The organism is Anaerocolumna jejuensis DSM 15929 (genome assembly GCF_900142215.1).
In the GTDB taxonomy this organism is placed as follows: domain Bacteria; phylum Bacillota; class Clostridia; order Lachnospirales; family Lachnospiraceae; genus Anaerocolumna; species Anaerocolumna jejuensis.
The window spans coordinates 314,196-339,097 of record NZ_FRAC01000008.1; the positions used below are offsets into that span (position 1 = coordinate 314,196).

27 protein-coding genes are annotated in these 24,902 nt (G+C 39.1%); 2 read left to right on the forward strand and 25 right to left on the reverse strand.

Features of this window, described 5'->3' with window-relative positions:
- Positions 1 to 678 precede the first annotated feature (678 nt).
- From BUB77_RS07535 to BUB77_RS07630, 20 genes are all read right to left on the reverse strand, one after another.
- A complete protein-coding gene (locus BUB77_RS07535) occupies positions 679 to 1,080 on the reverse strand; it encodes a nuclear transport factor 2 family protein (protein WP_073274405.1) in 402 nt (133 codons plus the stop codon).
- 56 nt (positions 1,081 to 1,136) lie between these two features.
- Entirely contained in the window at positions 1,137 to 1,688 is a 552-nt protein-coding gene (locus BUB77_RS07540; RefSeq protein ID WP_073274407.1) for a hypothetical protein, read from the reverse strand.
- 502 nt (positions 1,689 to 2,190) lie between these two features.
- Positions 2,191 to 2,949, reverse strand: a complete 759-nt coding sequence (locus BUB77_RS07545; protein WP_073274409.1) for an ABC transporter permease subunit — start codon at positions 2,947 to 2,949, stop codon at positions 2,191 to 2,193.
- Between the two features lie 5 nt (positions 2,950 to 2,954).
- Positions 2,955 to 3,854 (reverse strand): ABC transporter ATP-binding protein, encoded by a 900-nt coding sequence (locus BUB77_RS07550; protein WP_073274411.1) that lies wholly within the window; start codon positions 3,852 to 3,854, stop codon positions 2,955 to 2,957.
- Positions 3,838 to 4,764, reverse strand: coding sequence for an ABC transporter ATP-binding protein (locus tag BUB77_RS07555; RefSeq protein WP_073274412.1), 927 nt, complete (start codon positions 4,762 to 4,764; stop codon positions 3,838 to 3,840). The genes BUB77_RS07550 and BUB77_RS07555 overlap by 17 nt, the downstream gene beginning before the upstream one ends.
- Before the next feature lie 77 nt (positions 4,765 to 4,841).
- Positions 4,842 to 5,597, reverse strand: coding sequence for a DUF2238 domain-containing protein (locus BUB77_RS07560; protein WP_073274414.1), 756 nt, complete (start codon positions 5,595 to 5,597; stop codon positions 4,842 to 4,844).
- A gap of 17 nt (positions 5,598 to 5,614) precedes the next feature.
- A complete protein-coding gene (locus BUB77_RS07565) occupies positions 5,615 to 6,544 on the reverse strand; it encodes a diacylglycerol/lipid kinase family protein (RefSeq protein ID WP_073274416.1) in 930 nt (309 codons plus the stop codon).
- Positions 6,545 to 6,629: 85 nt separating this feature from the next.
- Positions 6,630 to 6,833: a hypothetical protein gene (locus BUB77_RS07570; RefSeq protein WP_073274418.1), complete on the reverse strand. Its 204-nt coding sequence runs from the start codon at positions 6,831 to 6,833 to the stop codon at positions 6,630 to 6,632.
- A 26-nt stretch (positions 6,834 to 6,859) separates the two neighbouring features.
- Entirely contained in the window at positions 6,860 to 7,438 is a 579-nt protein-coding gene (locus BUB77_RS07575) for a DUF308 domain-containing protein (protein WP_073274420.1), read from the reverse strand.
- The gene (locus BUB77_RS07580) at positions 7,438 to 8,466 is read right to left on the reverse strand and encodes an Mbeg1-like protein (RefSeq protein ID WP_170866607.1); all 1,029 of its coding nucleotides are present in this window, start codon (positions 8,464 to 8,466) and stop codon (positions 7,438 to 7,440) included. The genes BUB77_RS07575 and BUB77_RS07580 overlap by 1 nt, the downstream gene beginning before the upstream one ends.
- A 657-nt stretch (positions 8,467 to 9,123) precedes the next feature.
- Positions 9,124 to 10,191, reverse strand: a complete 1,068-nt coding sequence (locus tag BUB77_RS07585; RefSeq protein ID WP_073274424.1) for a sensor histidine kinase — start codon at positions 10,189 to 10,191, stop codon at positions 9,124 to 9,126.
- The gene (locus tag BUB77_RS07590) at positions 10,185 to 10,859 is read right to left on the reverse strand and encodes a response regulator transcription factor (protein ID WP_073274426.1); all 675 of its coding nucleotides are present in this window, start codon (positions 10,857 to 10,859) and stop codon (positions 10,185 to 10,187) included. The genes BUB77_RS07585 and BUB77_RS07590 overlap by 7 nt, the downstream gene beginning before the upstream one ends.
- A 374-nt stretch (positions 10,860 to 11,233) precedes the next feature.
- Positions 11,234 to 11,419: a 50S ribosomal protein L32 gene (gene rpmF, locus BUB77_RS07595; RefSeq protein ID WP_073274428.1), complete on the reverse strand. Its 186-nt coding sequence runs from the start codon at positions 11,417 to 11,419 to the stop codon at positions 11,234 to 11,236.
- A gap of 2 nt (positions 11,420 to 11,421) precedes the next feature.
- Complete coding sequence (locus tag BUB77_RS07600; RefSeq protein WP_073274430.1) at positions 11,422 to 11,949, reverse strand: YceD family protein; 528 nt, start codon at positions 11,947 to 11,949, stop codon at positions 11,422 to 11,424.
- Between the two features lie 169 nt (positions 11,950 to 12,118).
- Positions 12,119 to 13,309 carry an acetate/propionate family kinase gene (locus BUB77_RS07605; protein ID WP_073274432.1) on the reverse strand — a complete coding sequence of 397 codons (1,191 nt, stop codon included), beginning with the start codon at positions 13,307 to 13,309 and terminating at the stop codon, positions 12,119 to 12,121.
- A 29-nt stretch (positions 13,310 to 13,338) separates the two neighbouring features.
- The gene (pta, locus tag BUB77_RS07610; protein ID WP_073274434.1) at positions 13,339 to 14,334 is read right to left on the reverse strand and encodes a phosphate acetyltransferase; all 996 of its coding nucleotides are present in this window, start codon (positions 14,332 to 14,334) and stop codon (positions 13,339 to 13,341) included.
- A 489-nt stretch (positions 14,335 to 14,823) separates the two neighbouring features.
- Positions 14,824 to 14,970, reverse strand: coding sequence for a cyclic lactone autoinducer peptide (locus BUB77_RS29090; RefSeq protein WP_084123982.1), 147 nt, complete (start codon positions 14,968 to 14,970; stop codon positions 14,824 to 14,826).
- Between the two features lie 161 nt (positions 14,971 to 15,131).
- Entirely contained in the window at positions 15,132 to 15,725 is a 594-nt protein-coding gene (locus BUB77_RS07620; RefSeq protein WP_170866608.1) for an accessory gene regulator ArgB-like protein, read from the reverse strand.
- A gap of 97 nt (positions 15,726 to 15,822) precedes the next feature.
- Positions 15,823 to 17,151, reverse strand: a complete 1,329-nt coding sequence (locus BUB77_RS07625; protein ID WP_073274438.1) for an ATP-binding protein — start codon at positions 17,149 to 17,151, stop codon at positions 15,823 to 15,825.
- 118 nt (positions 17,152 to 17,269) lie between these two features.
- On the reverse strand, positions 17,270 to 18,007 hold the full coding sequence (locus tag BUB77_RS07630; protein ID WP_170866609.1) for a LytR/AlgR family response regulator transcription factor: 738 nt from the start codon (positions 18,005 to 18,007) through the stop codon (positions 17,270 to 17,272).
- A gap of 185 nt (positions 18,008 to 18,192) precedes the next feature.
- On the opposite strand from BUB77_RS07630, the gene BUB77_RS07635 reads away from it, so the two are divergent.
- Entirely contained in the window at positions 18,193 to 19,437 is a 1,245-nt protein-coding gene (locus BUB77_RS07635) for a nucleotidyltransferase (protein WP_073274442.1), read from the forward strand.
- Positions 19,438 to 19,493: 56 nt separating this feature from the next.
- On the opposite strand, the gene pepF is transcribed toward BUB77_RS07635, so the two are convergent.
- Positions 19,494 to 21,299: an oligoendopeptidase F gene (pepF, locus tag BUB77_RS07640; protein WP_073274444.1), complete on the reverse strand. Its 1,806-nt coding sequence runs from the start codon at positions 21,297 to 21,299 to the stop codon at positions 19,494 to 19,496.
- Between the two features lie 195 nt (positions 21,300 to 21,494).
- On the opposite strand from pepF, the gene BUB77_RS07645 reads away from it, so the two are divergent.
- On the forward strand, positions 21,495 to 22,445 hold the full coding sequence (locus BUB77_RS07645) for a transporter (protein ID WP_139241132.1): 951 nt from the start codon (positions 21,495 to 21,497) through the stop codon (positions 22,443 to 22,445).
- Here BUB77_RS07645 and BUB77_RS07650 read toward each other — a convergent pair.
- The 4 genes from BUB77_RS07650 to BUB77_RS07665 all read right to left on the reverse strand — a co-directional run bounded on the left by BUB77_RS07650 (position 22,442) and on the right by BUB77_RS07665 (position 24,673).
- On the reverse strand, positions 22,442 to 23,113 hold the full coding sequence (locus BUB77_RS07650; protein ID WP_073274445.1) for a FliH/SctL family protein: 672 nt from the start codon (positions 23,111 to 23,113) through the stop codon (positions 22,442 to 22,444). The two genes, BUB77_RS07645 and BUB77_RS07650, sit on opposite strands and share 4 nt — an antisense overlap.
- Position 23,114: 1 nt before the next feature.
- Positions 23,115 to 23,606, reverse strand: a complete 492-nt coding sequence (gene coaD / locus BUB77_RS07655) for a pantetheine-phosphate adenylyltransferase (protein ID WP_073274447.1) — start codon at positions 23,604 to 23,606, stop codon at positions 23,115 to 23,117.
- On the reverse strand, positions 23,603 to 24,178 hold the full coding sequence (rsmD, locus tag BUB77_RS07660; protein ID WP_073274449.1) for a 16S rRNA (guanine(966)-N(2))-methyltransferase RsmD: 576 nt from the start codon (positions 24,176 to 24,178) through the stop codon (positions 23,603 to 23,605). The genes coaD and rsmD overlap by 4 nt, the downstream gene beginning before the upstream one ends.
- 291 nt (positions 24,179 to 24,469) lie before the next feature.
- A complete protein-coding gene (locus BUB77_RS07665) occupies positions 24,470 to 24,673 on the reverse strand; it encodes an alpha/beta-type small acid-soluble spore protein (protein ID WP_084123985.1) in 204 nt (67 codons plus the stop codon).
- Positions 24,674 to 24,902: the final 229 nt, after the last annotated feature.

Below are 24,902 nucleotides of genomic sequence, written 5' to 3' on the forward strand. Positions count from 1 at the left end.
ATCGTATTCTGAATTATGCAAGTATCTAGATTGAGTATTGATTATAATTTCCATTATATAGCATTTTAAATTGTTTTTCAAATATTTTACATATTATTCTACATAATTGCATTTATCTTCTATAAACTCATACAGTTGTTATACTTGTTATGCTTCCCGCTGTAAATTGAAAATAGGTTTGCTTTATGATATCCGAATTGCTTTAAGATATCCGGATTGCTTTAAGATATCTGGTTCGCTTTAAGATATCTGGTTCACTTTAAGATATCTGGTTCGCTTTAAGATATCTGGTTCGCTTTAAGATATCTGGTTCGCTTTAAGATATCTGGTTCGCTTTAAGATATCTGAATCGCTTTCAGATATCTGGATTCCATTTAAAATTAAGCTTCCTCTTTCTTTACAGGGTATATTTAAGCATTTGATTATTAATATCATGACAATCCAACAACACAAAAAGCTTATGAGTTCTAATGTATTTACTGAAAATATACGCCTTCTGTAACATTCTTATTTTCATCAATAAGCACCATAAGAACATTCATCCATGCAGCGGATTTTCAGCTTAATATCATATAAAACTCATAAGCTTTGCCTGTATGTTTCTTTTGTAACTGAACCTTACAACATTTCATAAATACCTGAAAATATCTCATTTACCAACACAGCCGCCGGGAAAAATCAGTGTGCTGATATCTGCTTGTCCGATAGGGCCCAGCCTTCTATGACTCTGGCACCAGCCGGTTCCGGATTATCTTTGAAATGAACAAATTCCATAGTGTGCTGTTCTATTTTCTCACCGGTCTGTTTGTTGGTAATGATAACGCTGTACCGGATTGCACACCAGTCATCTTTGATAATCATATTATCAAATTCCCCTAATTCCATATCGAATATGGTAAATAGTTTTCCCATGGCATCCTTATATTCCTGAAGAGTCCATCTCTGGCCATAGACATTATAATGGGCATCCGGCTCATACAGGGTATTACACCATTCCAGCCATCCGTCATAACCGCCGTTCCAATTTTTAAAACCATTCTCCAATCTTTCCTTAATTGCTTCCTCAAAATTCCTGCTCATATTTCTGCTCCTTTCAAAGTCAACTTATTTTAGAGATATTGCAGCCTCCCGGTAACTCAAACTGTTATGTTTACACCAGCCTCCTTCAATTTTCTTGCCAGTGCTTCCATATAGGGTTCCGGTCCTTGCTTAAACGGGCCATGAATGCCAATTGCGGCATCCAGAAAATCATTGTATTCCGGACTGACATGGGTTTCCCAATGTGTTATATAGCCCTGCTCATTGGTTTCTACAAACCCGTAAGAGTAAAAATCCATTAAGGTTCCGTCTTCCTTATGTCCTCCAAAATGGGTCTGCATCACGAAGCCATTATCCGAAGGCCAGCATTTGAAATTTAATGGACCCCAGTCCGGAAAAGTTACGGAATAAGCCTTTGCCTCCATTGTAGCCGAAGCCTTAACTGAAACCGGATGAGTACGAAGTTCTATTACGTTATCGCCAAAATAAGGTGACCAGTATAATGCATCCTCCGCAAATTTCCATTCCTCATAAGTTGCACCGTCTTTTACTGCCTTTTCATCATAGGCATTATAATAGCTTTCTGCCATCTTGCGATGCAGAGCTATTCTTTCCTCCAGACTTAAACTGATATTACTTACAGTACTCATTTTTTTAATCCTTCCTCACCACAGGCTTATCTATGGTGCTGCCGTTCTTACTGTGACTGAAAAATCCCGGCATCCTTTCTTTTATTCTTTCTTACTTTCATTCTTTCACTTTGTACTTTCCTTTGCTTTTTAGCTTAGATGACCCCAATTTACTGCTCTTAATTGCCTTCCTGCCCTTCTATTGTTTTATCTGCATTTTCCTCACCGCTTCCTGCATCACTGCTTTGTGTTTAACTGATAGGGACATTTTATCCTCCTAATATTCCACCAGGTTAATTTTCTGTTAAACTTTTATTAAATTGAAATTTTACTCAAAAGGCAGCAAAAAGCAGGCAGATACCCTTACAATGTATCTGCCTGCCTATTCTTTATAATCTATTAGTCTTTAGTTTTAATTGCTGCTTAACTTGTAAATATTGCTTTCACGCCCTATTGAATTACATAACAATGTCTGCCTCTCATCTATCAGATTGGCAGACAGCATTTGCTTCCTGTTATTTCATTATAGGGGAAGGTCTTTTTTGCAGAACCATGTACTGCCGATTACATATGTAACAACAGCAATTCCTATGGGAAAAATCATTTTGAATATCCAGTCATTGACTCCATATAATACCGATTCATAATCGTAGAAGGAACAGATTGTAAGGTATTTAAAGTTCTCCAGTCCGCCGACTCCAAGCTTGCCAAACATCGCCAGCATATTTGCAAGGACTGTAATTCCAATAAAGGTTCCGCTTAAGCCAACCGAATACTTTGATGCGCTGAATATCCCTGAAAATAAAAAGCAGGCGCCTGCCATTGCAATACATACTATAAGTGCCGATATATTTACCTGTAAAATCATAGTGCCTGATAGGTTTCCGGCTAGATCGGCATAGCCCAGCTTAGCCAAGGCTATGGGAGTAAAATTATTAACAATCAAATGTCCGATTGTCTGAACGGTAAACATAACAACAAGGGAACCTATCAGATATACTATTTGTGTAAATACCACCGTGGAACGTCTGGTCGGCGTTGACAGCACATATGCCATTGAGCCGCTGTCCACCTGGCTGGATAACAGTTTATTTGCCGTAACCAGTACATAGATTCCAGGAAGGATTGTTGTCATCATTCCATAGAATATAACGAATAGCAGCTCCTGTGTCATATCCATGGCTGCAAACTGAATGCACAGCACTGTCATGACCAATGTCATTGCACTCCATATTACGGAATTTGATTTTACTGTCTGTTTGAATAAGGGAAAACTGAACATATTTATTAAACCTCCTGCTTTTCTACAATATTTGTGTAATACCATTCCAGAGTATATGGCTGATAATTGATATATCTAATATTATGCGGCTTCAAGCTTCTAAAGAGCCCGTTCATTTCCTTATCGTTCACTGCAATTGTCAAATGCTTATAGTCATCATTTTTAGTTAGTATTTTATAGCCGCCCTGCAGGAACTGCTGGTATTCCTTTTTCTCCGCGAAACCGATTTTATATTGCTTATCCATATTTGCGTCATACTGTGAGCGGCCTACCGTGTTAATCATTTTGCCATTATGAATAAATACAACCCGGTCACAGGTATCTTCCAGCTCTTTAAAAATATGGCTGCTCAAAAAAACCGTTTTGCCTTTTTTCTTCTGGCGCAGAATCAACTCAATCAGCTTATCCCTCATCATAGGGTCCAGGCCTGTTGACGGTTCATCCAGAATCAGGATATCAGGTTCTGACATAAAGGCTGCAACGATAGCGGTTTTCTGCTTCATTCCTTTACTCATCCGTTTTAAGCCGGCATCCGTATCAAGCTTAAATATGTCGATCAGCTCATTCATATAGGTTAAATCCTTGATTCCCCAGAAATCAGCCTGTATCTTAAGAAAGTTCGTTCCTGTCCCCACATCGGGAAAATCGATTTGCCCGGGAATATATCCGACGGACTTTTTTATTTCAAAGGCATCCTTCCAGCTGTCATACCCATTGATTGTAATTTTGCCATTACGGGGCTTTATGAAACCCATCATATTTCTTATGGTCGTTGTCTTTCCGCTTCCGTTGGTTCCCACAAGGCCTACGACTTCTCCGCGCTTAACATCGAAGGAAAAATCAAATACGCCCCGTCCCTCTCCGTAATCCTTCGTCAGATTGCAGATACTAATGATTTTTTCCATTGGATACACCTCCAAACTTCCTGTCGTTCTTATAAAAATGCATAAAATATTCTTCTAAGGTCACCGGATTCTCCACAAAACTTTCCACCTCATAATCCACGATAACAGCAAGGAACTCATTCACATCAGAATCTTCCATCACGATGTCGACCTTTAATTGTTCCTCAGCCATTCTTTCAAATTCAAACTTTTCATGAAGGAATCTTTTGTAGTCTTCTTTCCCTTTAAATGTAATTTCAACTATTTTCCGCAATCCATGTTTTACTTCGGCTGCCTCAACAACTGAGACAATCCTGCCATCCTTTATAATAGCAATCCGGTCACACAGGGCTTCTACTTCCGCGAACATGTGGCTGGACAGCAGTATTGTTTTTCCCCTTTTCTTTTCCTCCCTTATAAATTCTATAAATTTCTCCTGCATCACCGGATCCAGTCCGCTGGTCGGCTCATCAAGCAGAAGTATCTCCGGGTCATTTATAAATGCGGCAATTACTGCAAGCTTTCTTTTTTCACCAATACTCATCCGCTTGACCTTTTGCTGTAAATCAACTTCAAAAATACAGGTCAGTTTTTTTAAGTTCTCCTGATTTCCGGCTTTTCGAAGTCCCTGCATCATATCGATAAATCCATATCCATTCAGGCCTTCCGGAAGTGTGACCTCTCCCGGAAGATATCCGATATTCTCCAGAATCTTCGCATATTCTTTTCTGCAGCCCATCCCCAATATTTTTGCATTTCCTTTTTGGGGAGCTGCAAAGCCCATAAGATGTCTCATTGTTGTTGACTTTCCTGCTCCATTTGGTCCAAGAAAGCCTAAGGTTTCTCCTTTATTAACTTCAAAGGAAACATCATAGATGCCCCTTCCGTGATCATAATCCTTTGTCAAATTATTTACTTCGATTACGGCCATTTCTTTTCCTCCTTTGTTGTTGATAAACGCATTATATTTGTCCAAAGTAACATGAAGGTAAACATGTCATGACAAATTTAATCCTTTTTGATGTCAAAATACCCAATGGTACAGAACACGAAAGTACCGACGAGATTAAAGAAAAGGTCACCCATGGTATCATACAGTCCAATATCCAGATAACCGCCAAGATTATAATTTGTGCCATCTATCGTCACATTGGTAACATCCTTAAGTACAGTCAGAGAATGCTCCTCCTGATTTAATTTCACCGATTTAATTGTATGTATAATCGTATCCTTCTGCATATCACGATTGCAAAGGCTGTCCATACCAAATTCATAAAATTCCCACATAACACTGATGGTCATGGATAAGCAAAAAGCAAATACCGCTATGTAAATGGGATTTATGTATGCTTTACTGTCTATCTTTTGCCCGAAAATCAGTTTAACCAGCATAAATCCAACGTAAGCACACAGAAATCCGCTTATGGTATGGAGCATGTTATCCCAGAAAGGATATTTTAAATAATAGGAATCTAATTCTCCGAGTATGATTGCCGCATACATAAACACCTGTACACCTGTAATAAATACCGTGGATAGCTCAATTTTTAACTTCCATTCAACCAGCCAGGGTATCATCAATAATATTAAGACCTTTAGGCAGGCCAATACATGCCTGGTGTCGCCTTGAAAGACAGAAACCAGCATTGCAGCCGCCACAAAGATATTTAATAAGAAACAGATTGCTGCCGACAGCTTTCCCCCAGGCTTTGCAAGCTGTGCAGACAGAATGTCTTTTATGATATTTGGGTGTGTCCCTTTCATAATCCCTCCTCTTTTGTTTACCTCAAATTTATTTCACCATATTCTTTCGCACCTAAGGCAGCAGCTATTGTTATAGCTTCCCTGCAGTTCTTAATACGTACTGTCTGCATTTCTCCGCCGAACTCTCCGTCTATGCACCAGGGGATTGATTCTTCCGAGATTATGCAAACATTCTTTATAGGAAGGGCCAGTACCAAGCCACTATTATATTTTCCTCTCAATAAATCCTTTATAATATTCTGCAAATCCAATATATTGCGGGGCATCTTAATAAAAATGCCTTCAAATTCACCGTCATTCAATAATACATTTTTTCCGGTAATTCCCCGAAAGCCCCCTACCGAGTAGGAATTTGCCACCATGCCATAGATAAAGTCCTCCGATATGACCTGATCTTCAAATACCAACTCAAGATGATAAGCTTTTATATTTGATAATCCCTTTATTCCTTCAACAAAATAGGCCAGCCTCCCCAGCGTATTTTTCAAAGACTGGGAGGTTTGATAAGCCGCCTCCGTAAACAGTCCAAAGGAAACGTTGTAGGCAAAATACCTGTCATTCATTAAACCAATATCACAGGAAAACAGGTTTTCATCCAATACTAACCGGGCGGCCTTCAGCATATTCCTCGGAACTTTTAAACTATATGCGTAATCATTCATGGTACCCGATGGAATATATCCGATTTTTGGCCTATAGCAGCAACTCATTATTCCGTTGATTACTTCATGCAAGGTCCCATCTCCGCCGGAGCATAGCACATATTCATACTTCTGGCTCATCAGGCATTCTTTAACAATCGCTTCCGCATCCTGTTTAAATTTTGTGGAGTATATGACAACTTCATAATTCTTACTAAGCAATTCAATAATATTGGATAATATCTTTTTTATCTTTCCTTTACCGGCTTGAGGATTATATATAAATAATATCTTTTTCTTAATCATTATTTTATCTAACCCTCCTTAAGTTGCTGATTTTTTAAATTTCATCTGAATGAAATAAATGAGAACATACCATTATGTATTTATTTCATCTAATCTCTTCATATATATTGCCCTCTTCCCAATAAACTATCATTTTTGAATTATCTTTACGGTAATACCAAAAAGCAAACATGGTTTTCCTGCCCATTTTATACCCTAGTATTTGATACCGGTTGTATAACCGGCTTATTATTTCCGGGACCGTTACAACCTCCCTGTGTTCCATTATTACCTTTCGCTGCTCATTCATTTTAGGATACCTTTCTTATCTGCTGTCTACTTCTCTCTGCTATCACCTTTGAAAGCTTCATATATTATTTCTGACAAGCCTAAAACAATAATATAAAGCTCTATTACATTCAGATATTTTTCTATGCTGTAATAAGGAATTCCCAATATCAGAAGCCCTGCAATAATTGAAGTGACAGTCTGTATCCTGGATAATTTCACAGCATTTATATTAATAAGCTCTCCCCGCTTTTTCAGATTCGTCTTTAATTTCATAATTCCATATATAAAAATACTGAATCCTAAAATAATATTGATGGACAATTTTAAAGCGTTAACATGAACTGCCAGTAAAACAAGCATTAAAACACCTAGAAAATATGCCGTGCTGACATAGAAATTCTTATTTCTGAATTTCGATTTTACCTTATAGTGATGTACCAGCCTGATGATTGCAAAAACAAATACGGCAAAGACAAGCCCTGTTCCAATGATCTGAAATCCATCTCCCGGTAAAATATACAACAGCATTCCAAGGGCAATCATAAACATTCCCAGGAAGGATTCCCGTTTACGGAGTAATTCAACTATATTGATATTTTTGACACTATCGAGTATGGTTTTCATCAGATTATGAAGCACCTTTTTGTCTTATGCCCGGAATAAAGAATCTCAATGATAGCATCTTCAATGCTATTCAGACCATTTGTTACTTCTCCTATTTCATTTGCTCCCGTGGATTCCATGGCATCAAACACCTGTTTCACAAAAATCTCACGGTGCTCCATGTCCTCCTCTTCAATCCATTTATTCAGTATTTTATTTAAATATTGTGCCTGGGGATTTAATTTATCACACAACAGGAATTTCTCCCCTTCGACCTGCCATGAAAATGCATCATGCTGATTTATTCCCTTTTCATTGCTCATTACTATTTGATAAGGCACATCCAGCTCAAACAGCATTCCAATTACACAATACTCCGGTACAATTCTGTGAATCCGACTCCTAATACTGCCCAGCAGTTCCTCCTGCATGATTTCCCTGCAGAAGCCAGGTCCGTCATTATCGTATATTTCAAGAATTTTATTCTGATTATTCCCCTTGCATCTTGCACTGGCATAAACAGCAAGGTTACCGCCCTTACTGTGCCCCCCTATTCTATATCCGATATCCTCTTTCCCTATCACATCATTGATATAAGCCATTGCCTCCAGTTGTGCTTCCGTTTCTTTAAAGCTCATCATAAAGTTTTCACGCCATCCGACAATTGTTTTGTCCGTCCCGCGAAAAGCAATATAAGCAGTACCATCCTCCAGGGAATATTTAATTGCCGCAAACTGGCAGTTCTTCTTTTTATCATAGATATCCCTGTAATCCGAAATGCTAATATTGCCAAATCTTTTGGAATTGCTGATTAAATTTAAGAATTCAGGCTTGATTTCCAATAAGCAATTGGAGGTATAGCCTCTGTCCAGCAGCTCCTCCAGTGCTCTTGAAAGCTGCATTTTATTCCCGCACCTGATTTCCGTCCTTATTTTGTAAAAATCAATGTATATCAGCATTGATAGAATTAAATTATCAATATCATTAAAAGGACGTTCCAGCATCGTAAGATCGCCCCTCCATTTAAGATAATTAATAACAGTTCCCATACACTCATTCATTCCCTTCTAATAGTCCCTTCCTCTTTCGTATCTCTCACTCCTTCTAATATTGTTATCAAATTCATTTTGCTTCAAACAAATCATAGATTAATAAAGTAACACCAACGTAAACAAATAATAAGAAAATAAAGAAAGCCCTGGACAGGAAAGCACTATCTTTGCTGCATAAAATTCAGTATGACAAACTAATGAATGACCATTTTAAGGTTGATTTTATGAAGCAGAATGCTTTTCTTTTCCGGAACTTTCTTTCATTCAATTATGATTCGGGTGTCAGAATGTTATGAATATTGGGATTAATTTATGACGCCTGAATCAATTGTAGTTTTAAACTACGAAAATCTAAGAGTCAGAAGAGATTTTATAGAATTATTCCAGCTGAATAAATGCGAAACCATCAAATCAGAAACGTTATCTTTCAACATCAAATAGGATGAAGATAGCTAATTTCGAATATTTTTAAGAATCCAATACCTCACTATGTTTTGTAAAGTTTTTTCTAACTATCACTGCAATAACACTGAGCAGAGCCAATACCGCTGTAAAAATCGCAAACGTTTTTTTCATAATCACTTCACCTTTCTATTACAACTAAATTTTAAAAAGCTTCTTGCTTAATATAAGCCTGTAAAGTAAACTACCGTCTTATGATACATTCTTATATCTTTTTAACGGCAGCAATACTGAAAAGGTACTGCCGTTTCCTGGCGCACTCTTTACTGAGATTTTTCCCCCGCATAGCTTAACTATCCTTTCTACAATAGACAGTCCCAGACCAAACCCTCTAGTTGCATGGGAATCATCACCCTGGTAATATTTTTCAAAGATGTGGTTTACCGTTTCACTGTCCATGCCGGCACCTGTATCCGATATGTTTACGGTAATATAGTATTTGGCAGGGATTATCCGAATAGTGACTGCCCCGTTCTGCGGAGTAAATTTAATGGCATTATTGATAAGATTCATCCACAGCTGGCACATCAGCTCCTCATTGCCAAAATACTTTACATTTGGAAGGGCCATATTCAGTGTAATCTGCTTTTTTTCCAATTCTCTGAATAACAGAATGGTACATTTTTTTATCTGCTCATCAAGGGCAAATCCTTTTTTATCCGTTATTACCTCCTGGGCATCCAGCTTAGACAGGAGTAAGGTGTTTTGTGAAAGTCCCGCCAGCCTCGCGGATTCATCTGCAATGATTTGAAGATATTGCTTTTTCTCTTCCTCCTCGACGTTCTTATCCAGAAGAAGTTCGGCAAATCCTTGTATGGATGTTATCGGCGTTTTGAATTCATGGGAAAAATCATTCATAAAATTCTGCATTTCTATTTTTGTATTCTTTAATTCCTTGACCATCTTATTAAAGTTATCATAAATTTCTTTATACTCACCTGCATTTTCCAAATCAAGCTCAATATCCAGGTTACCTTCCGCAACATGATTAATGGCATCTGAAATTTTTTCCATGCGGGTATATAAGCTATTAAGTATTAAATTAATTGTAAACCCTACCACGGAGCCCATAATAGGAATCATGCCCAGCATATATATCGCATGATTTCTATCCATATCAAACTCCAAAAAGTTAAGCAGCCCAAATGACATAACCGAACTTATTATTACCACTGCATAGAGCCATGTAACCCAGCGAAAAACTCTTATTTTCGAAAAGGAGGTCAGTCCCCTGGATTTCTTCCTGTCTTTCTTCAGCATTCGTGTACCTCTGCCTTGTAACCTAAGCCTCTGATAGTGACGATATCGAATTCATCATAATCCTCAAATTTATTTCTTATTCGGTTTATATGAGTCTTAATAGTCATCTCGTCACTTTCCGTATCATACCCCCATATTTCATCCAGAAGCTGTGACTTTGTAAAAATAATTCCTGGATAGGACAGAAGTTTATAGAGCAGCTCGAACTCTTTTTTCGCCAGTTCTATGGATTCCTTTCCCCTGCTTGCAGTATACGAAGCAGAATCCAGGGTCAGTCCGCCTACTTTTATCATCTTTTCATTGGCTATGTTAGAGCGTCTTAACAATGCCTTAATCCGCCAGAGAAGCTCTTCGTAATTAATTGGCTTTGTCATATAATCGTCTGTTCCTGAAGCAAAGCCTGTTCTTTTATCATCAAAAGCATGCATTGCTGTCAACATAATAACAGGAATGTTCATACCCGCTTCACGCATTTCTCTGACCATACCATAACCATTTAATACCGGCATCTGTACGTCTGCAATAATTAAGTCAATATGCATCCGGTCTAAGACATCAAGTGCCTTCTCTCCATTTTCTGCTTCTGCCACCGTATAATAAGGACTCAGCCTGGCACTGGTGAGAATCCTTGTATTTTTATCGTCTTCCACTATAAGTATCACAGCCAAAATATATTTGCCTCCTACTATTTATTTCATTTTAATATTAACAACAGCAAGGTAAACTGCATGTAAACTTTTGATGGTTATCAATGAAATCCATGAGATATTTCTTTTCAGAGCATATATTTACTGCAAGCTCTACCTTAGCATTTTACCTCTTTAATATTCCTCCGTGTTAATCCAATGTTAAACTTTTGTTAATGTGAAGATTTCCAGGAATTAAATGCTTTTCTCCACAGATGATAAATAGAAATAAAATAAGGCCGGATATATCATTCTTAAAATGATAAAATCCGACCATTATATAAGTATAGTAATTGCATTTGGTGTAAATCACAAAAAAATAAGGCCCCCGGAATACCGGGAACCTTATATTATCATTACTGTTCTACAGAAATGATTTCTTTCTTGTTATAAGAACCACAAGCTTTGCAAACTCTGTGAGGCATCATTAATTCACCGCACTTGCTGCACTTTACTAAATTAGGTGCAGACATTTTCCAGTTTGCCCTACGGCTGTCTCTTCTCGCTTTGGAATGTTTATTCTTCGGACAGATAGCTCCCATGATTACACCTCCTTAAAATTATTGAATATATCTTGGATAACTGACATTCTGGGGTCGAGTGCCTGCTTTTCACAAGAACAGTCACCTTTATTCAAATCAGCACCGCATATCTTGCAAAATCCTTTACAATTCTCGTCGCACAGAACCTTCATGGGAAAGTCTACTAATATTTCGTCATAGACCAGTAAATCTACATCCAGATTATATCCACTAATATAGTTTGTTTCATCCAATTCCTTAATACGTTCCTCCGAATCCTTCATCAAATCCAATTCCTTGGAAAATTCCAGATTAAAAGAGGTTTTTACGTCTTTAAGGCATCTGTTGCACGGAATTAAAAGAGAGGCCTTTATATTGCCTTCCAGCTTTATTCTCCGGTCACCTAAATGGGTTAACTTCAAGTCTACCGGCTCCTTTTCTGCAAAAGGATAGCACAAGCCTTCCATACAAAACTCCTCTGCTTCGATGGGAGCTTGTATGGAAACGACATTGCCTTTGATAGACATAATCTCGGACAAATTAATAAGCATAACAATCTCCTATCATCAAAAATTCGCACTGTTACTATTATAATCAGTGGTATAAACTTTGTCAACGTATATTTTAACTTTTCCGCATATATTTATATAATATGTTTCTTCCTTATCCGTTTTACGCCGGTAACAATGTAACTGTAAGCTTTCCTGCGGTACATTTTTCTTATGCTAACAGTTCAACTGTCTCTCTTGCAATTGCAAGCTCTTCATTAGTCGGAATGATGTATACCTTCACCTTGGAATCAGGAGTAGAAAGCTCTATCTCTTTGCCTCTGGTGTTGTTATTTTCCTCATTAATCTTTACACCCAGATATCCTAAATAGTTCATGGTGCCTTTTCTTACTGCTTTATCATTTTCTCCAAGACCTGCTGTAAATACAATAGCATCCACACCATTCATGGCTGCAACATATGAACCGATGGTTTTAGCTACATGGTAATTGAATACGTCAACTGCCAGGATTGCCTTCTCATTGCCCTCTGCAGTTGCATCCTCCAAGTCTCTGAAATCGCTGGAGATACCGGAAAGGCCAAAAACGCCGGATTTCTTATTTAAAACTTCCATTACCTGGTCAATGTTCATGCCTTCTTTTTTCATAAGGTATTCAATAATAGCAGGATCTATGCTTCCGCTTCTCGTACCCATGATAAGACCTTCAAGAGGGGTAAGTCCCATACTGGTGTCTACTGACTTGCCGTTTAAAACAGCTGTAACGCTGGAGCCGTTTCCAAGGTGGCAGACAATTACCTTTGAATTATTGGGGTCCAGACCTAATAATTCAACTGCTCTTTTTGACACAAAGCTATGGCTGGTTCCATGAAAGCCATATCTTCTGATTTTATAATTTTCATAATATTCATAAGGCAGGCCATATAGATATGCTCTTTGCGGCATTGTCTGATGGAAAGCAGTATCAAATACGGCAACCATAGGTACTCCGGGCATTAAGTGCTGGCAGGCACGGATTCCGATTAAGTTAGCAGGGTTATGAAGAGGTGCCAAATCGTTGCATTCTTCAATTCCGTTAATCACTTCTTCTGTAATAATTGTGGAGGAAGCAAATTTTTCACCGCCGTGTACTACACGGTGACCTACTGCTCCGATTTCATCAAGATGCTTGATAACACCATATTCACTGTTTGTCAGAGCATCCAGTACGTATTGAATGGCAGCCTTATGGTCCTTCATATCTGCATCCATACGAATCTTCTCACCACCTGCCGGGGTATGAACAAGTCTTCCGTCAATTCCGATTCTTTCGCAAATACCTACGGCAAGAGCCTTTTCTGTCACTGAGTCAATTAACTGATACTTTAATGATGAGCTTCCACAATTTACCACTAATATTTTCATACTCGTTCTCCTTTTTTCTGGTCTATGCCTTAGTTAGCAGCAGCCTGAACAGCAGTAATGGCAATAACACCTACGATGTCTTCTGCCGTACAGCCTCTGGATAAATCATTAACCGGTTTTGCAATACCCTGAGTAATAGGACCATAAGCTTCTGCCTTTGCAAGTCTTTGTGTAAGCTTATAACCAATGTTTCCTGCATCCAGATCAGGGAAAATAAGAACATTTGCCTTGCCGGCAATATCACTTCCGGGTGCCTTCTGAGTTCCTACGCTTGGAACAATGGCAGCATCCAGCTGAAATTCACCGTCTATTTTAACTTCCGGATAAGCTTCCTTTGCAAGTCTTGTTGCCTCAACCACCTTGTCCACATCTGCATGCTTTGCACTGCCCTTTGTGGAATGGGAAAGCATGGCAACAACAGGCTCTTCACCAACTAACAGCTTAAAGCTTTTAGCTGAGCTTCCTGCAATAGCAGCCAGTTCTTCTGCATTAGGATTCTGGTTCAATCCGGAATCGGAGAAGATGAAGGTACCATTTGCACCATAATCGCAATCAGGTACGACCATTACGAAGAAAGCAGAAACCAACTTCGTTCCGGGTGCTGTTTTTAAAATCTGAAGAGAAGGTCTTAATACATTGGCTGTTGCATTGATAGCACCGGCTACCATACCATCAGCATCACCGGCTTTAACCATGGTAACACCAAAGGTCAGATAATCCTTTGTAAGTGCTTCCTTTGCTGACTCCGGTGTCATGCCCTTGCTTTTTCTCAATTCAACCAACAAATCAATATAGGTGCTAAGTTTTTCAGTAGTAAAAGGATCTACGATAGCAGCTTTCGATATGTCAAGGCCCTGTGCACCTTTTTCGATATCTTCCTTCCTACCTACCAAAATGATATTAGCAATCTCTTCCTTCAAAATTTTTGCGGCAGCTTCCAGTGTTCTTCTGTCGCTTGTCTCAGGCAGAACAATGGTTTTTTTACTCTGTTTTGCCCTTTCCTTAATAGTGTCAATGAATCCCATTACAAAAATCTCCTTTCGTAACACAACATAAATTCTTTGCATACTCCTGCCCAATTGCATACACCTGCCAGGTATATTATTCCATGGGAAATGAGCTATAACATCTCAGCATACATTATAGACTAAAACTTTTTTCGTTACAAGTAACAATTCCATCATTTTTTTTATTTATTTTAAAGCACTTTTGTACTATTTATGGTATGCTTTTCATTTTTCCCAGTTTTAATGGTGCTTAAACTTGCAGCAGTTAAGATAAAATCAGACATATAGTAACATAGTCCTAGTTTATAATATTTGGTGCTATTTTTCAAATTTTTATTTGTACAGTAATCGCAAGCGGACATGCGATAATGCATTAGAGTGTAAAAGTTCTATCGATATACTTTCGTTTAATTTAAATATTTTCCCCACAAAAAAAGATACTGTTAAGCCTATTGGCTTAACAGTACCTTCGTTGCTAAAAATTGTAGGAGTGAATTTTGTAGCAAATCAGAATTTCCTTAAGTTTTTCACTGACTCTGGAAGTTTAGCCTGGTAACAGAAAAATACGCAAGCAGAATTAGCTGTTTTTTTTGCACTGTCCAAAGCTATCTTTGATACTGCATTTAATACTTTTTTCTCAAGCTGGATTTTCATGACAAACCTCCTATTCAATTGTCTGTGACTTAACTATTACAATCGTTATTATAATTGACATTGCTGTTTATATCAATATATCTTGTCTATTCTACATGTTTTTTGTCTATTCTACGTCATAATAGTATCAATTATATCCATGTTGCAATTTTGTCTACTATTTAATACCCTTCTCCATGCTTCCCGGTAATCAACGAAAGCTTGCCGATTACTGCTGCAATCAGCTCATAAAACAGGCTCAAGGCCAGTATAAAACTAAGAAGTCGCTGATTGACCATAAAGAGAAACAGGGAAAGTATCAGCAGCAAAACAATGGTAAAGCCCGCCTTGCTTTTATAGTATGTCTTCTCTGAATCATCCAAAGGCTTTGTTTTTGCTTCCACCGGAACCAAAAACAGGAGTATGGCCCCTGAAAACATTGCTAAATATATACTGACATTATAATAAGCTGCCGGTATAAATCTCACAGTTAACAGCATTGAAAGAACTACCATGCAGGATACAATATAACAGCCAAGCTTCGAGGCTGCATGATACCCTCCCGAATATTCCCGTAATGGAATAAAGACAATAAGAAATAAAATAAGCTCCGGTATCTTTCCAAGTAAAAGCCCCAGAATGACATAGGATAGCAGGTGCAGCCCCTTCAAAATCGATGTTTCGATTCCAAAACAGTACAGCTCACATTCTCCTGCTTCAATTATTCCTTTTTTAACCAGCTTATTCACCAGACCATTTGCAGCCTTATAAAGCACCAGTATCCCCCCTGATTCATATGTATACAGCTTCATTATAGATGGGTGTCCTACAAAATCAAGTGCTTATGCCTAATCGACAGTTTTTTTGTCTATTCTACATTTCCCTGTGCCTTTTCCCCTTCTTGGATAGAACAATACTTACGTTAAATGTCCCCTCTTCCTTTTGTAAGCTCAAATCCCCGTTATATTTTTCTATTACCGTAATAACATTTGGTATACCTATTCCTTCCTGCGTAAGCCTGCGGCTATGCTCAATTACACTGACACCGGCATGGCCTTCATTCGAATCCTCCATGGTATTTCTGATTGTAATAGCGACCAGGTTGTTAAAAGCCCCCACCTTTAAGTCAATACATCTACTGCCTGTTACATTGGTACAGGCTTCTATTGCATTATCCAAAAGATTGGCAAATATGGTGGTAAGGTCCATGTTATCGATAAAGCTTAAATCAATATCGTCTATCTTACATTGAAATTCAATTTTATGGCTTTCCCCAAGCTTGATCTTATCATTCAGTATAATATTCAGCATGCGGTTTGAAGTGTACTCGTTTAACCGAAATGCATCCAGACGGTTATTGATGGTAATTGCATATTCCCTGGCCGCTTCTGTTTCCTGATGCTTATAAAGCTCCTCGATAGAACGGATATGCCGTTTCACATCATGAATAATGCTTAAGGATTCCCTGTATTGAAGCTCCAGGGCATCGTAATACTGGTACTGCATTTTCGACTGCTGCCCAAACAGCCGGTTCTCATATATCAGACGGTTATTTTCCGATTCATATTCCAGTATATTCAGAAAATAAATATTTATTATGACAATTCCCACACAGGTTATCATTACACAGATAAATTCCGTCTGGTTCTTGATATCCCTCATCTGGACAGAAAGACTGTAAATATTCAATATGCTGAAGGCCGCATAAACAAAGGTAAACAGGTACTGTCTTACAGTCAGATGGCTGATATCCTTCTTCTTGGCAAACCGGATAATTACCATATGGCTGACCAGAATAACAAATACCTGCCCAATAGTCAGATCGTAAAAGCTTTTTAATTTAACGGATTCAATGGTAACATCGGTCAGATGGTAAAAGCCGTGTATTAACGCCATCCCCAGAGATTCGCAGGCACTCATACCTAAAATAAGGATTACTACAAAGAGCAGATTATGTACGAACTTGCCGCTATACATCCTGACAGCCAGAAATCCCGCTGCTGCAAATACTGTAATCAGATTGAGCCACTCATTTCCCAGGGCATTGGCACCGGCAAGTACAAGAACAAACAGGGCTTCATAAAGAACATATACACCCTGCTTATGCTTTTTTTCAAAACACGTCCCCATAAAATCCATTATGATATGTACTGACACAAAGCTTGACAGCAATATACCTACCACATATATTATCTCATTCATTTATACACCCACTGGATACCCAGGCCTACCATCTTCTGCCTGAAGTACTGCCACATGGCACCTTTCCATCATTGAATTTTACATTAAATAAAAATTGCTTTTTAATTTTCACACCTTTTTATAAGTTATTATCCATCTGTCTTTGCAAAAAATCTCTCATTACCCTTTTAAATTCCGAGGACCTCTTCTGGGCAACAGGTATGATATCATTATTTGTCATTACTATTTCATCTTTAAAATAATCCTGCATATGATTTATATTGACTACAAAGCTCTGATGGGGCATAACAAAATCATAAGCTTTTAGCTTTTGTTCCAGTGATGATATGGTTTCGTTCACTACATAATTTCCCCTTTTTGTAACCGCACGTATTTTGCGGTCATTTCTTTCAAAGTAATAAATATCATCCACTGCAAAGCGGATTGTACTTTTGCCGGTATTGATTTCTACCATATCTTTTCTTTTTGTATAAATCTGCTTGTTCTGAGAAATTTTCTCCAGCACCTCATCCAGCTGCTGATAAATGGTTTCCGTCCTGACCGGTTTCTCAAGATACTCAAAGGCATGCACGGATAATGCCTCCTTCGTCAGCCCGATATGACTGGTGATGAAGATAATTTCTACCTGCTTATCCTTCTTTCGGATATTTTTGGCAGCCTCCATACCGTCCATTCCTCCCATCCGGATATCCAGAAAAACGATATCAAAGTTCTCCCAGCCTGTTATGAGCTCCTCCCCGTTCCGAAAGGAAGAAATCCTGAATGAAAGATTTCTTTCTTCTTCATATTGCTTTATGACATTTTCCAATATGCTGAGCTCGTCCAGTTCATCATCGCATAATGCAATTCTAATCATATAATCCCCCCTAACAGTTATCAGCTCTATTATATCAATTACTCTGTGAAAATACATCCCTTTTTGCTGCCGGGCTTCCATTTTTTTCTGTATACAATGCAAAATTTCCTCTTACCGGTATTCGCTCCTTTACATCTTCCCCTTTTTCCTCTATAGTATTTATTATGCTATGCATGGAGGATGCAATGAAAGTTGTAGGATTAATAACCGAATACAATCCCTTTCACAATGGCCACTATCATCATATAACGGAAGCCAGAAGCCTGACAGGCGCTGACTATTGTGTTGTTGTTATGAGCGGCAATTATGTACAAAGAGGGGCCCCGGCCCTTCTGGATAAATACACCAGAGCAAAGATGGCCCTGGCCTGCGGTGCCGATCTGGTGCTGGAGCTTCCCGTCTGCTTTTCCAGTGCAAGCGCCGAATATTTTTCCATGGGAGCTGTCTCCATCCTGGAAAATATAGGTGTCATAGACTACCTGTGCTTTGGAAGTGAGTGCGGCAAAATTGATACTCTGAAAGAAGCCTCCGACATCCTGTTAACGGAACCGCCCTTATTCAAAAAAATATTGAATGAATCCCTGAAGGCAGGTAAGACCTTTCCCCAGGCCAGGATGGAAGCTTTAAGAATGTTTATGCCCCAAGCGGATATTTCCATCTTTTCTTCTCCCAATAATATTCTTGGCATGGAATATATAAAAGCCCTTACCTCACTGAACAGCAGGATTATACCAGTGACCATTCCCAGGATAGCTTCCGGTTACCATAAGGAAGCCCTAAATGAAGGAGTCGATTCCGTCATTAGCAGTGCTACTGCCATTAGGCGGGCTGTCAGAAATAAAACGCCCATAACTGACCTCATAAATCATGTTCCAAAGGAGGTCTTTCCATTACTTAGCAGTACCTATAACAAAACCTGGCCGGTCTTTGAAGAGGATTTCTCCCTTTTGCTCCAGTATAAGCTAATGGCTGAAACAAGTGCCTCCCTTACAAAATATCTGGATGTGACCCCGGACCTGGCTAACAGAATCAAGGGCCTGATGGAGCCGGGCTTCAGCTATGTTGAAGCTGCCAAAGCAATGAAATCAAGGCAATGGACACTCACCCGCATAAACCGCTCTCTTCTTCATATCCTTCTTAATATAACGGAGGATTCCATGAAGCAGTATAAGGCCAACGGTTATGCCCAGTATGGAAGAATCCTTGGAATTAAGAGGACCTCCTCACCACTTTTACGCACAATGGCAAAGAAAAGCAAGCTGCCCCTGATAACAAAGGTAGGCGGTACTGCCAATAAGCTTTCAAAGACAGCCCAATCCATGTTAAATGAAGAGCTCTGCTCCACCGCCCTTTATAACGAAGTGGTGTACAACAAATTCGGCATACTGCCAAAGAGTGAATATAAACAGGGAATCGTCCTGCAGGATTAATTTCTGCCGGACGATTCCCTGTTATTAATTATGTCTTAAATAATAGTTTAAATAATTTATGCCATTAAGCCTTCCATCTCATCAAGAAGCTCCTCAAACAAATCAAGTGCCTGCCTTACAGGCTCCTTGCTGCCCATGTCAACTCCGGCCTTTTTTAAGAGTTCAATAGGGTAATCGGAGTTTCCGCCTGAAAGGAATTTTCCAATATAATCCTCTACCGCACTTTCTCCTTCTTTTAATATCTTTCTTGAGAGGGCAATCGCCGCAGAATAACCTGTCGCATACTGGTAAACATAAAAAGGAGTATAAAAATGCGGTATCCTGGACCACTCAAAGGAAATCTCCTCATCCAGGGCAAGCTCTTCTCCATAATACTGCCTTACCAGCTCTCTGTACTGGGCACTTAAGGTTTCCGCCGTCAAAGCTTCTCCTCTTTGGGTCTTTTCATGAGTCAGCATCTCAAATTCCGCAAACATCGTCTGGCGGTAAAGAGTCGTGCGGAACTGCTCCAGAAAATGATTGATCAGGTATGCCTTCTGCTTTTTATCATCGGTGCGGGACAGCATATATTCCATCAGCAGGGCTTCATTACAGGTGGAAGCCACCTCTGCCACAAAAATCTTGTAATCAGCATAGATTATGGGCTGGGTTTTATTGGAGTAATAGCTGTGCATTGCATGCCCCATCTCATGAGCCAGCGTAAATACATTATCCAGGCTGTTGTTATAATTTAACAGGACATAAGGATGTGTTCCATAGGCTCCCCAGGAATAAGCACCGCTCCTCTTCCCCTGGTTTTCATATACATCAATCCATCTGTCCCTGAAGCCCTCCAGCAGTACCTCCCTGTACTTTTCACCAAGGGGAGCAAGGCCTTTTATGACAAGCTCTTTTGCTTCTTCAAAGGAATATTTGATATCCACATCCTTTACGATAGGGGTATATAAATCATATACATGAAGCTCCTCAAGCTCCATGAGCTTCTTTCTTAAAGCCACGTAGCGGTGCATAAGGGACATCTTTTCATGGACCGTTTCGATGAGATTTTTATATACCTCCACGGGTATGTTGCTGTTATATAATTTCATTGCCATGGTAGAAGGGAATTTTCTTGCCTTGGCATAAAAAGCTTCCTTCTTCACATTGGCACTATAGACGGCTGCCAGTGTATTCTTATTTTTCATATAGGTGGCATAAAGACTCTGAAAGGCTTCTTTTCTAACCCTTCTGTCAGGGCTTTCCAGAAACAGAATAAAACTGCCATGGGTAATTTCCCTCAGCTCTCCATTTTCATCCCTGATAGACGGAAACTTGATATCGGCATTATTAAACATGGAAAATATGGTTTTAGGTGAGGATGCCATATCTCCTGCCAGAGCTAAAAGCTCCTCCATCTCACCGCTTAAAGTATAGGGCTTATTCCGGAGAATTTCATTCAGGGCAAATTCATATTCGGAAAGTCCGGCGGTATTCTTAACAAAGTTAAACAGTACTTCCTCTGGCATGGATAAGATTTCCGCATTTGCAAAGGATACCGCTGATTCATATGCCACGATCAGATTCCCAGCCTGCTCGGAAAATCCCTGATAGATACTATTGCCGGTGTCTTCATGATATTTCTGATTGGCATATACATATACTCTCTGCAGGTGATAGGATAAATCATCCTGAAGCTTTAAAAAATCATAGAGCAGCTTACCTGACTGGCAGAGCTTTCCCTGATAGGCCTTTACTTTCTCTATCTCTTCTTTTGTTCTGATATATTCTTCTTTCCATAACTCATCATTTGCAAATAAATCCTCTATGGACCATTTATACTTTGAATCCATTTCACTACGCTTTTTTAATTTGACCTGTTCCATAAATTTTTGTCCTTTCCTTATATATCTTAGTCCAAGTAACCTTATTATACCATACTATGGCTGTAAAATTATACCTGTTTTTGAGATAATAAATGATTTGCTTTTAAGGTATATACAGCCTCTTCCTAAAATAGATTATAGTAATACTAAAGGAGGTAGATTCGCATCTAACATCATACCATGCTTCATAAATATATGAATAAAAAAAACCTGCCCAAAGCAGGAGTACTGCTCTTTCTTGCATTGATACTTGCCTTTCCGGCTTCTTCCTATCAGGGAGCCAAGAAGGGACTGCTGCTTTGGTTCAACACCCTGCTTCCGACCTTGCTGCCCTTTATGATATTATCAAATTTAATCGTTTATATGCGGATTACTGCCCCCTTGAGCCGGATACTATATCCGGTATTCCACCGAATCTTCCGGGTATCAAAAAACGGGTGCTATCCGGTGCTTATCGGATTCCTCTCAGGAATCCCGGTAGGTGCAAAAACAACGGCGGATATGATGGAACGGGGCGAACTCTCCGCTTCGGAGGGGCAATACCTCCTGGGCCTCTGCAACAATGCCAGCCCCATGTTCATTATGAGCTATATCTCCCTTACACAGCTTAACAAGCCGGATATCCGCTTAATCCTGCTCTTAATCCTCTATTCCTCCGCCCTGGTTTCCGCACTGCTATGGAAAGCCTTAACAGGCAGTAAAAGGAAAGTATCAGCCTTAAGCCTTTCTTCGGAAAACCCGGCACCGGTGGATACCGGCAGCCGCTTTGACTTTAAAAAAGTGGATAAAAGTATAATGGATGCCTTTGATATTATAACCCGTGTGGGAGGCTATGTTATTCTTTTTTCCATATCCGCACAGATTTTTTCAGATATAGGCTCCCATAATGGCTTATTTAAACTGCTGATTCTGGGATTCTTAGAGATTACGACGGGAATAAACAAAATCAGTACCTCCGCCCTTTCCATGGATATGAAAATAGCCCTGATTACAATGATTACGGCATTCGGGGGCTTGTCCGGCATGGCACAAACCAATAGCGTAATCAGCAATACAAGGCTATCCATTCATACATATATGTTTCAAAAGCTGCTGCATATGATTGTTGCTCTTATAATGGCAGCTGTTTATGTATATTTCACTTAATTAATTCCATTCAGGAAAGTATCTTCATCAAAGCCGAATTCTTCGAATTCCTCCTGCGTTACACCTTCCCTGGTCTGTGCCGCTTCCTGTATGGAGCTTTGTACCTCTGCATTTGCCTGCCCGTAATTATCATTGACCAGTTCTCTTTTATTGCTGGCGATTATCTCCAGATTCCCTTTTAGGGTATTTAAAAGGCTGTCGTATTTGGACTTACTGCTCTGGTAAGCATTCTCAAGCACCTGCTCTGCATCTGTCAGCATATCGGCTGTATAAGATAAGGCACCCTGACGGATCTGCAGAGCATCTCCATTGGCTTCATTTACAATGCCTGCTGCCTCTTCCTCTGCTTTCTTTACCAGGGCATCCGCCTGATAATATGCCTGCTGCATGATTTCACTTTCTTCCAGCAGCGAATTGGCTCTCTCTCCTGCTTCTGCCAGGATAGCAGCGGCTTTTTCTTCTGCATCTGCAATAATGGCATCTCTATTTGCAATTATTTTCTGGTATCTTTTAATCTCATCCGGTGTCCGAAGCCGTAATTCATCCAATAAATCATATAATTCATCCTTGGGAACAATTACCTTTGTGGATGACAAAGGCTGCATCCTGCAGCTTTCTACGAACTCGTAGATATCTTCAATTAATTGTTCTATTCTACTAGCACCCATTCTATACTCTCCTTAATTCTTGATATTTATCGTAAATAGACTGAACAATGGGAGCCGGAACAAATTTCTCAATATTGCCTCCATAGCTGGCTATTTCTTTTACCGTACTGGAGCTTAAATAAGCATATTCCACGCTGGTCGTAAGAAATACCGTATCCACAACCGGATTCAATATATGGTTCGTCTGTGCCAGCTGTAGTTCATATTCGAAATCCGTTACCGCCCTTAATCCTCTGAATATTACATTTGCCTCTTTCTCTCTGGCATAGTCCACTAACAGTCCTTGATACTCTTCAATCTGCACGTTGTCTAAATTCCCTGTTGCTGTTCTCAAGAAATCGATGCGTTCTTTTGTAGTAAATAAGGGTGACTTGCTGCTGTTTTTTAAAACACCTATAATTAAGGTATCCACTAATCTGGATGCACGGTTGATGATATCTATGTGCCCCAATGTAACCGGATCAAAGCTGCCCGGATATATCCCAATTCTCATAATATCCCCTTTCCAAGCTGTGCCGGTTCTATAAATATATGCTTATTGGTCTTATAAACTTTTTCTTTTGTAATTTGAAAGGGTGATTCTTTTAAATAATCAAAGTCTGTCTCTTTGGATGCTTCTACTACTATGAGGGTATCACAATATACAATCCCTGAATTTTTCAGTGCATTTAACACCTGCTGCTCATAAAGGTGATTATAGGGAGGATCCATAAAAATAATATCAAATACCTTTCCCTGCACCTCAAGAGCACGGATGGCAGAAACCGCATCCATTAAGAGCAATTGCCCTTTATCGGCAAGCTTTGTGACATTTAGGTTATGCCTTATGCATTCCATGGCATTTTTATTATTTTCTACAAAGACGGCAGAATTGGCGCCTCTGCTTAAGGCTTCAATCCCTATGGCACCGCTTCCGCTGAACAAGTCCAAAAAGTCGCAGTCAGCCAGCCTGTTATTTACCATATTAAACAGTGTCTCTTTGATTCTGTCCGTGGTCGGCCTTGTTTCCAGTCCTTCTACAGTTCTTAACAGTATTCTTTTGGCTTTTCCTGCAATAACTCTCATATAAACTCCTGTAACAAGCACTTCGTTTTCAAATTATAGAATTGTAAAACAGAAAGCGCTAGAATCCACTAAAATATCTATTAATATTTTATATTATTATATTGTTTTGTCAACCCAATTTTACCTCCTAGTACAAGTTTCCTAGGACATCTTTACCCTGTTATTCTACTCCATAATTATAAAATTTTCAATAAATCAATTAAAAAACCAATTATTGGTAGAGGCATATGTTATCAAAAGAAGAAGGGTCCTAAGCCAATTGGCTTAGAGCCCTTCTTCCTACCCTCTATATTACTGCTGACCTGACATTCTCTTTTCCTGCTCGGCTATCATCTTTTTAACCATCATACCACCAACGCTGCCGTTCTGGTAGGAAGTTAAATCTCCGTTATAACCCTGTTTTAAAGGTACACCGATTTCACCGGCTACTTCATACTTAAATTTGTTTAAGGCTTCTTTTGCCTGAGGTACTTCTGCTCTGTTTCTACTTGCCATAATAAACTCCTCCATTTTCTTATTTGTCGCTTCGCTTTTTTGCGGCTTCAAATAATCTTTGTTGTTGTTTGTTACACTATTATTATGTTCCGTAAATTCTGAAATACTCAGGTAAATTATTCAAGTTTGAATTTAATGCCTTAATTATAAACCCATTAATTATAAAACGTAGTTTAAAATTATTTTTATTTTAATATTTCTGCGGCCGCATCCTGCCTAAATGCTGCAA

What these genes read in the sequence shown, in the direction of transcription:
- BUB77_RS07535 (WP_073274405.1), bottom strand. Translation starts at nt 1,080, where the DNA reads ATGAGCAGGAATTTTGAGGAAGCAATTAAGGAAAGATTGGAGAATGGT.
- BUB77_RS07540 (WP_073274407.1), bottom strand. Translation starts at nt 1,688, where the DNA reads ATGAGTACTGTAAGTAATATCAGTTTAAGTCTGGAGGAAAGAATAGCT.
- BUB77_RS07545 (WP_073274409.1), bottom strand. Translation starts at nt 2,949, where the DNA reads ATGTTCAGTTTTCCCTTATTCAAACAGACAGTAAAATCAAATTCCGTA.
- BUB77_RS07550 (WP_073274411.1), bottom strand. Translation starts at nt 3,854, where the DNA reads ATGGAAAAAATCATTAGTATCTGCAATCTGACGAAGGATTACGGAGAG.
- BUB77_RS07555 (WP_073274412.1), bottom strand. Translation starts at nt 4,764, where the DNA reads ATGGCCGTAATCGAAGTAAATAATTTGACAAAGGATTATGATCACGGA.
- BUB77_RS07560 (WP_073274414.1), bottom strand. Translation starts at nt 5,597, where the DNA reads ATGAAAGGGACACACCCAAATATCATAAAAGACATTCTGTCTGCACAG.
- BUB77_RS07565 (WP_073274416.1), bottom strand. Translation starts at nt 6,544, where the DNA reads ATGATTAAGAAAAAGATATTATTTATATATAATCCTCAAGCCGGTAAA.
- BUB77_RS07570 (WP_073274418.1), bottom strand. Translation starts at nt 6,833, where the DNA reads ATGAATGAGCAGCGAAAGGTAATAATGGAACACAGGGAGGTTGTAACG.
- BUB77_RS07575 (WP_073274420.1), bottom strand. Translation starts at nt 7,438, where the DNA reads ATGAAAACCATACTCGATAGTGTCAAAAATATCAATATAGTTGAATTA.
- BUB77_RS07580 (WP_170866607.1), bottom strand. Translation starts at nt 8,466, where the DNA reads ATGGGAACTGTTATTAATTATCTTAAATGGAGGGGCGATCTTACGATG.
- BUB77_RS07585 (WP_073274424.1), bottom strand. Translation starts at nt 10,191, where the DNA reads ATGCTGAAGAAAGACAGGAAGAAATCCAGGGGACTGACCTCCTTTTCG.
- rpmF (WP_073274428.1), bottom strand. Translation starts at nt 11,419, where the DNA reads ATGGGAGCTATCTGTCCGAAGAATAAACATTCCAAAGCGAGAAGAGAC.
- BUB77_RS07600 (WP_073274430.1), bottom strand. Translation starts at nt 11,949, where the DNA reads ATGCTTATTAATTTGTCCGAGATTATGTCTATCAAAGGCAATGTCGTT.
- BUB77_RS07605 (WP_073274432.1), bottom strand. Translation starts at nt 13,309, where the DNA reads ATGAAAATATTAGTGGTAAATTGTGGAAGCTCATCATTAAAGTATCAG.
- pta (WP_073274434.1), bottom strand. Translation starts at nt 14,334, where the DNA reads ATGGGATTCATTGACACTATTAAGGAAAGGGCAAAACAGAGTAAAAAA.
- BUB77_RS29090 (WP_084123982.1), bottom strand. Translation starts at nt 14,970, where the DNA reads ATGAAAATCCAGCTTGAGAAAAAAGTATTAAATGCAGTATCAAAGATA.
- BUB77_RS07625 (WP_073274438.1), bottom strand. Translation starts at nt 17,151, where the DNA reads ATGAATGAGATAATATATGTGGTAGGTATATTGCTGTCAAGCTTTGTG.
- BUB77_RS07630 (WP_170866609.1), bottom strand. Translation starts at nt 18,007, where the DNA reads ATGATTAGAATTGCATTATGCGATGATGAACTGGACGAGCTCAGCATA.
- BUB77_RS07635 (WP_073274442.1), top strand. Translation starts at nt 18,193, where the DNA reads ATGAAAGTTGTAGGATTAATAACCGAATACAATCCCTTTCACAATGGC.
- pepF (WP_073274444.1), bottom strand. Translation starts at nt 21,299, where the DNA reads ATGGAACAGGTCAAATTAAAAAAGCGTAGTGAAATGGATTCAAAGTAT.
- BUB77_RS07645 (WP_139241132.1), top strand. Translation starts at nt 21,495, where the DNA reads ATGAATAAAAAAAACCTGCCCAAAGCAGGAGTACTGCTCTTTCTTGCA.
- BUB77_RS07650 (WP_073274445.1), bottom strand. Translation starts at nt 23,113, where the DNA reads ATGGGTGCTAGTAGAATAGAACAATTAATTGAAGATATCTACGAGTTC.
- coaD (WP_073274447.1), bottom strand. Translation starts at nt 23,606, where the DNA reads ATGAGAATTGGGATATATCCGGGCAGCTTTGATCCGGTTACATTGGGG.
- rsmD (WP_073274449.1), bottom strand. Translation starts at nt 24,178, where the DNA reads ATGAGAGTTATTGCAGGAAAAGCCAAAAGAATACTGTTAAGAACTGTA.
- BUB77_RS07665 (WP_084123985.1), bottom strand. Translation starts at nt 24,673, where the DNA reads ATGGCAAGTAGAAACAGAGCAGAAGTACCTCAGGCAAAAGAAGCCTTA.